Annotated in this window: 4 protein-coding genes and 1 pseudogene; 4 read left to right on the forward strand and 1 reads right to left on the reverse strand. The window is 43.6% G+C overall.

All coding sequences use genetic code 11. The features are described 5' to 3' along the window. Positions 1–172 precede the first annotated feature (172 nt). The 3 genes from lon to LU351_RS12725 all read left to right on the forward strand — a co-directional run bounded on the left by lon (position 173) and on the right by LU351_RS12725 (position 5,158). A complete protein-coding gene (lon, locus tag LU351_RS12715) occupies positions 173–2,590 on the forward strand; it encodes an endopeptidase La (protein ID WP_232594453.1) in 2,418 nt (805 codons plus the stop codon). Positions 2,591–2,795: 205 nt separating this feature from the next. After that, positions 2,796–3,071, forward strand: a complete 276-nt coding sequence (locus LU351_RS12720) for an HU family DNA-binding protein (RefSeq protein ID WP_232594454.1) — start codon at positions 2,796–2,798, stop codon at positions 3,069–3,071. 215 nt (positions 3,072–3,286) lie between these two features. Next, entirely contained in the window at positions 3,287–5,158 is a 1,872-nt protein-coding gene (locus tag LU351_RS12725) for a SurA N-terminal domain-containing protein (protein WP_232594455.1), read from the forward strand. A gap of 167 nt (positions 5,159–5,325) precedes the next feature. On the opposite strand, the gene LU351_RS12730 is transcribed toward LU351_RS12725, so the two are convergent. Continuing rightward, positions 5,326–5,661 carry a transposase gene (locus LU351_RS12730; RefSeq protein ID WP_232594456.1) on the reverse strand — a complete coding sequence of 112 codons (336 nt, stop codon included), beginning with the start codon at positions 5,659–5,661 and terminating at the stop codon, positions 5,326–5,328. A 68-nt stretch (positions 5,662–5,729) separates the two neighbouring features. Between LU351_RS12730 and LU351_RS12735 the strand changes: the two are divergent. Further along, positions 5,730–6,319, forward strand: a pseudogene (locus tag LU351_RS12735) (hypothetical protein); the annotation flags it as partial.

The following is a 6,319-nucleotide window of genomic DNA, read 5'->3' on the forward strand; positions in this document are numbered from 1 at the left end:
CCATTATGGGCCTTTTGTATTTTCATGATTGGAAAAAAAGAGTGGCTTAGCTTGTAATTCTTTAAATCTAGCCCCACTCTTCTATAAAGCCCACAGGGCGTAAGCCCTTATAAGGCTGCCAGGATGTTAAGCGGCCTTTCAAGCACTGACTGTTAAGAGGCAGATAAGAATTATGGTTTCCGAAGATTCCAGTGTCACTACAACTGACTTGCCACTGTTGCCTTTGCGTGATGTTGTGGTTTATCCACACATGGTAATACCACTGTTTGTTGGTCGCGAAAAGTCTATTGAAGCTCTAGAGCAAGCAATGGCTGCAGACAAGCAAGTATTGCTGCTAGCACAAAAAAATGCCGCCGATGATGATCCTGGCCCCGATAAACTCTTTGATGTTGGTACGGTTTCTACGGTTTTACAGCTTTTGAAGCTCCCTGATGGAACCGTCAAGGTGCTCGTTGAAGGTGGTGATCGCGCTAACATTGTAGGAATTTCTGACGAAGGTGCCTACTACAAGGCTAACGTTAATGTGTTGGCTCCAGATGAAATCCCTGAGAGAGAGGCTGAGGTGCTTGTTAGAACGGCAATGGGGCTGTTTGAGCAATACGTTAACCTCAGTAAGAAAGTCCCGGCAGAGGTAATGACATCACTTTCAGGTATTGATGAGCCAGGACGCTTGGCCGATACCATTGTGGCTCACATGTCGCTCGATTTACCTCAAAAGCAAGAAATTCTAGAAATGGTGGATGTGCGTCAACGCTTAGAGCACATTCTCGGTCTCATTGAGGCAGAAATTGATTTGTTTCAAGTGGAAAAACGTATCCGTGGTCGCGTGAAAAAGCAGATGGAGAAAAGCCAGCGCGAGTACTACCTCAATGAGCAAATGAAGGCAATTCAGCGTGAATTGGGGGATATGGGTGACGAGCAAGGTGAGCCGGAAGATTTAGAACGCAAAATTGCCGAATCTGGTATGCCCAAAGAGGCGGAGGAGAAAGCCAGAGCGGAATTGGCCAAATTGAAAATGATGTCTCCTATGTCTGCGGAGGCCTCTGTTGTTCGTTCCTATGTGGAGTGGATGTTGAATGTACCCTGGAAGAAACGCAGTAAGGTTCGTAATGAGTTAAACCGAGCAGAAGAAATTCTGGAGCAAGACCATTATGGCCTAGAGGAAGTAAAGAAGCGCATTCTGGAGTATTTGGCGGTACAAAAGCGCGTCAAAAAAATCAAAGGCCCGGTGTTATGCTTGGTTGGACCTCCAGGTGTGGGTAAAACCTCATTAGGTGAATCCATTGCTCGTGCGACCAATCGTAAGTTTGTTCGTATGGCGTTGGGTGGGGTAAGAGATGAAGCTGAAATTCGAGGTCATCGACGCACTTACATAGGATCATTGCCGGGTAAGTTGATCCAGAAAATGTCCAAAGCAGGAGTGAAAAACCCACTGTTCTTATTGGATGAAATTGACAAAATGGGTATGGATCACCGTGGCGATCCCGCTTCAGCCTTACTTGAGGTATTGGATCCGGAGCAAAACACCAGCTTTAATGACCATTATTTGGAAGTGGATTATGACTTGTCCGATGTAATGTTCATTTGCACATCTAACTCCATGAATATTCCAGGTCCTCTTTTGGACCGGATGGAAGTGATTCGCATCCCTGGCTATACCGAAGATGAAAAAGTCAATATTTCTACTCGTTACCTCATTCCAAAACAAATATCTCGTAATGGCTTGAAGGCTAACGAAATCAGTGTCTCCGAAGAAGCCATTCGAGACATTATTCGTTATTACACTCGAGAAGCTGGTGTTCGTGGCCTGGATCGTGAAATAGCAAAAATTTGTCGTAAAGTCGTGACAGAGCACGTTAAACAGAAGTCGTCGACGTGTGCAGCTGTAGGTATCGAGAAGCTGGAAGAGTACTTGGGCGTTAAGCGTTTTGATTATGGTGTAGCGGAAGAAGAAAACCAAATTGGCCAAGTGACCGGGTTGGCTTGGACACAGGTTGGTGGTGAATTATTGACCATTGAATCTGCTGCTATTAAAGGCAAAGGGCGCTTGGTAAAAACAGGCTCCCTCGGTGATGTGATGCAGGAGTCTATTCAAGCTGCAATGACCGTAGTTCGCTCTCGTGCTCAAGTATTAGGTATTGCTCCAAACTACCCTGAAGAGACCGATTTACATATTCATGTTCCTGAAGGCGCAACACCAAAAGATGGGCCTAGTGCGGGCATTGCGATGTGTACAGCATTAGTGAGTGTTCTTACAAATATTCCAGTTCGGGCAGATGTGGCGATGACCGGTGAAATCACTCTTCGTGGGGAAGTGCTGAAAATCGGTGGATTAAAAGAGAAGCTTTTAGCGGCTCATCGAGGCGGAATTAAAACAGTGCTTATTCCTGCGGATAACGAACGGGATCTCAAAGAAATCCCTGACAATATTAAAGCGGATTTAGATGTTCGCCCGGTGAAATGGATTGATCAAGTATTAGAAATTGCGTTGCAGCATATGCCTGAGCCATTATCGGATGAAGAATATCGAGCACTTGAAGAGCGTGCAGCGAGTCAGGGGTTGAAAATTGAGCAAGCCAAGCATCACTGATGCAACACTTTGATGGTTTGTTGGCCAGCGGGCCACTTTATACAAAGTTTTAAATATACAGTTCCTTGACCCGCCAACAGACTGTTGGTATAAATCTCTATTCGCTTGTAGGCCCCGTATTTACTGGTCTGCGGGGAATAGAGAAAGCCAAAGGCTGATCAGGAAAGTAATTCAAAAAAACGAATCAAATAATGAGGGGTTCAGTGTGAATAAATCAGAGCTAATCGAAGCCATTGCGGCGTCTGCAGACATTCCAAAGGCAGCAGCGGGAAGAGCGCTTGACGCAATGGTAGACACCGTTACAGGTGCTCTGAAAGATGGAGATCAGGTGGTATTGGTTGGTTTTGGTACCTTTAGCGTTAAGGATCGTGCGGCAAGAACAGGCCGCAACCCTCAAACTGGAGACCCAATCGAAATTGCAGCAGCTAAAATTCCAAGCTTTAAAGCAGGTAAGGCATTGAAGGACGCAGTGAACGGCTAATCTCCGTCCGTAAAACGTGTCAATCTAAAAAGGCGTGTCACTCGATACGCCTTTCTTCTATCTAAGCGATACGCTGGCGAAGAAATTCCGCATTTCTCATTCACTACTGTAAACACATTAGAGTAGAATTCGCGTTGGAATTTGTAACGATTGATTAAAATTAAAACATACGGGTAAGTCATTATCTTACCGAAACACTTTTATTGGGGTAGGTCATGCTGCAAAGCTTTCGCGATAACCTGAAGGGAACGGTTGCTACCATCTTAGTCGGTTTGATTTGTATACCGTTTGTTCTATTTGGTGTGGACTCTCTGTTTACGAGTAACCCAAGTACTCAACCTGTAGCGGTAGTGAACGGAGAAGAAATTACACAAATAGAGCTTGATCGCGCAATTTTAGTACAACGTCGCCAGTTAATGGCTCAGTTTGGTGAAAACCTTCCAGCTGATATGTTTAGCGACGAGCGTTTACGTGAGCCTGTTTTAAAGTCTCTTGTAGAGCAAGCGCTTCTTAAACAGGCCGCCATGGACAATGGAATGGGAGTGAGTAACAGCGCTTTAGATGAGATTATTTTACAAAGTGGCCAGTTTAATGTTGAAGGAAAATTCGATCAAAATATTTTCCTTCAAAGTTTACGAAATATGGGTTACACACCGGCGAGTTATAAAAAATTACTGGCGGAAGAAGTGGTGTTAGGTCAATTTTCTAATGGTATTTCGGCATCTGGCTTTGTTACGGCATTAGAAGAAAAAATGGTCACGGAGTTGAGTAAACAAAAGCGTGATTTTGAATATGTCATGCTGACCAAAGATAAAGTAGAAGCATCCATTGAAGTGGATGAGTCAGAAATCCAAGGCTATTACGGAGAAAACCAATCTCAATTTGTCCGTGAAGAGTCTGTTGTTATCGAGGCCGTTGAATTGAGCACGGAAGCCATTGCTCAATCTATTGAGATTGATGATGAGCAAATTCGAGAGCAATACGAACAAGAAGTTGAAGTGTTTGAACAGTCTACTCGTAGACGTGTTGCTCATATTCTGGTTGAGGCAGATAGTGAAAACGCAGAGCAGCGTATCACCGAGATTCAACAGAAATTAGCCGATGGCGAAGCCTTTGAGGAAGTGGCGAAGAGCTTATCGGATGATTTTGGCAGTAAAGACAACGGTGGTGATCTTGGTTATACCACAGGGGATGCCTTTGCGGATGAATTTGAAGCGCAAGTGGCGTCGATGGCTGAAGGTGAAGTATCTGATCCGGTAGAAACGGAATTTGGTACACATATTATCAAGGTCTTGGAAGTCGAAGAAACGACGCCACCCACTTTTGAAGAAGCTCGTTTACGTATTGCTCAGGATTTAAAAAACAGTGAAGCGGAAGAGCGTTTCATTCAGGATTTGGAGCGTTTGAAAGAGCTTTCATATAACGCAGAAAGCTTAGATGAAGTGGCAAAATCACTGGGTGTTGAACTTTGGGTGTCTGAGCGCTTTGATCGTAAAGGTGGTGTAGGGTTGGCTCGTAATCCAGCGGTAGTGGAAGTGGCTTTTAGTGAAGATGTGTTGGCTAATGGTTACACCAGTGATGTTGTTGAGTTAGACGAGCGAACCGCAGTGGTCGTTCGTGTGAAAGAGCACTTTCCTGAAGCGGTTAAACCTTTAGAGGAAGTGTCTGATGAAATTTTGACGAAACTTAAAGCGGATAAATCCTTAGAAAAGTTAAACTCTGAAGCACAAACGCTGATTGCCGAATTACAGAAGGGCGCCTCTGTTTCTGACTTGGCTAAAGAAAAAGAATTGGAGTTTAAAGAGAGTAAAGACACGACTCGTCAAACTCCAGGTCTGGCAATAGGTCTGGTTTCAAAGGTGTTTTCTCTGCCTAAACCTTTGAATGATGAAGCGGTGATTGAAAGCCTAGAGCTGTCTAATGGTGATGTGGCCATTGTTAAGTTAGCGTCGGTTTCAATGGGCTCGTCAGAGGATATGTCGCCTCAAGAATTACGCTCGGTACAAGCGCAGCTGAAGCAAAGTGCTTCCAGAGAAGATATGTCTAATATGGAAGCTTTATTGAATTCATTGGCTGATATTGAGTAGCTTGATGGACTTGTTGCTTCTAAAAAGCCGCGATTTTTATCGCAATGCTGTTCACTTAACAATACTGTAGACACTTTTAAGCAGCGATTACCCCATATTCACTATAATGTTGGTAAATCGCTGCCACTTTTTTACAATTTCTGCTTAATTCTAAGTCATCAAAAACCCTATCCATCATGTGTTATTGAACTTTTTACGCTTCCAGCTGGCAATTGAAATGACACTTTCCTCATTGGTTTCTTTACCCAATCGATTCTCAATCTTGAGGATATTCGATGCCGATAAAGCAGCATTTGTCTGAGTGTGAATTGCTTCTTTTTTCTAGACTGGCAATCAACCAAACCGGTATGCTGTTTTGCATCATGAAATAAAAATTCAATTTGAAAGCGAGCTTTGTAATACTGGATAATCTTCATTGCATCTAAACGAATATCCGTTGAAAACAGTAATGCCTTACTCTTTTTTCCATTGACGTCCCAACGCAACATCACCGTAAACGCCAAACCAACAACCTCCTACAACCCCACCTTCCAAACCAATAACCTACTGTCTCCACCCAAAGGAGACTACCATGCCAAAATACCGCCGTTACAACTGGCCTCACCGTATTGTTCATCTAAAATCGAACACTGCTTATGCGCTAGAAGCACAACAAACCTTGGAGCACAAGGGTAAATCTCGGGTGGATTTGTATGCCGAACAGGCGGTTGCACAAAGGCCGCGACTGAAAAAGAGAGGTATTCATTACTTGGTTGCGGATGCGTATTACAGCAAAAGTAAATTTGTCTCGCCGGTCGTGAAGTCAGGATTGAATGTGGTTGGAAAATTGCGAATCGATGCTGACCTACAATGGCTGTATCAAGGTAATTATCGAGGTAAAGGGAGGCCTCAAAAATATGATGGAAAGGTGAATTTCGATCATGAATTACTGCGTTTTCATCATGATGGAATATTAGAGAATGGTGAAGAGGTTTATAGTGAAATTGTCCACAGCAAAACGTTAAAACGGCCCATTAAATTGGTGATGTTGCGTTGGGACGTCAATGGAAAAAAGGGTAAGGCATTGCTGTTTTCAACGGATGTTCATTTAGATGCAATGAAAATTATCCAGTATTACAAAGCTCGCTTCCAAATTGAATTTTTATTTCGTGATGCAAAACA

The organism is Marinibactrum halimedae, assembly GCF_021234875.1.
Taxonomy (GTDB): Bacteria; Pseudomonadota; Gammaproteobacteria; order Pseudomonadales; family Cellvibrionaceae; genus Marinibactrum; species Marinibactrum halimedae.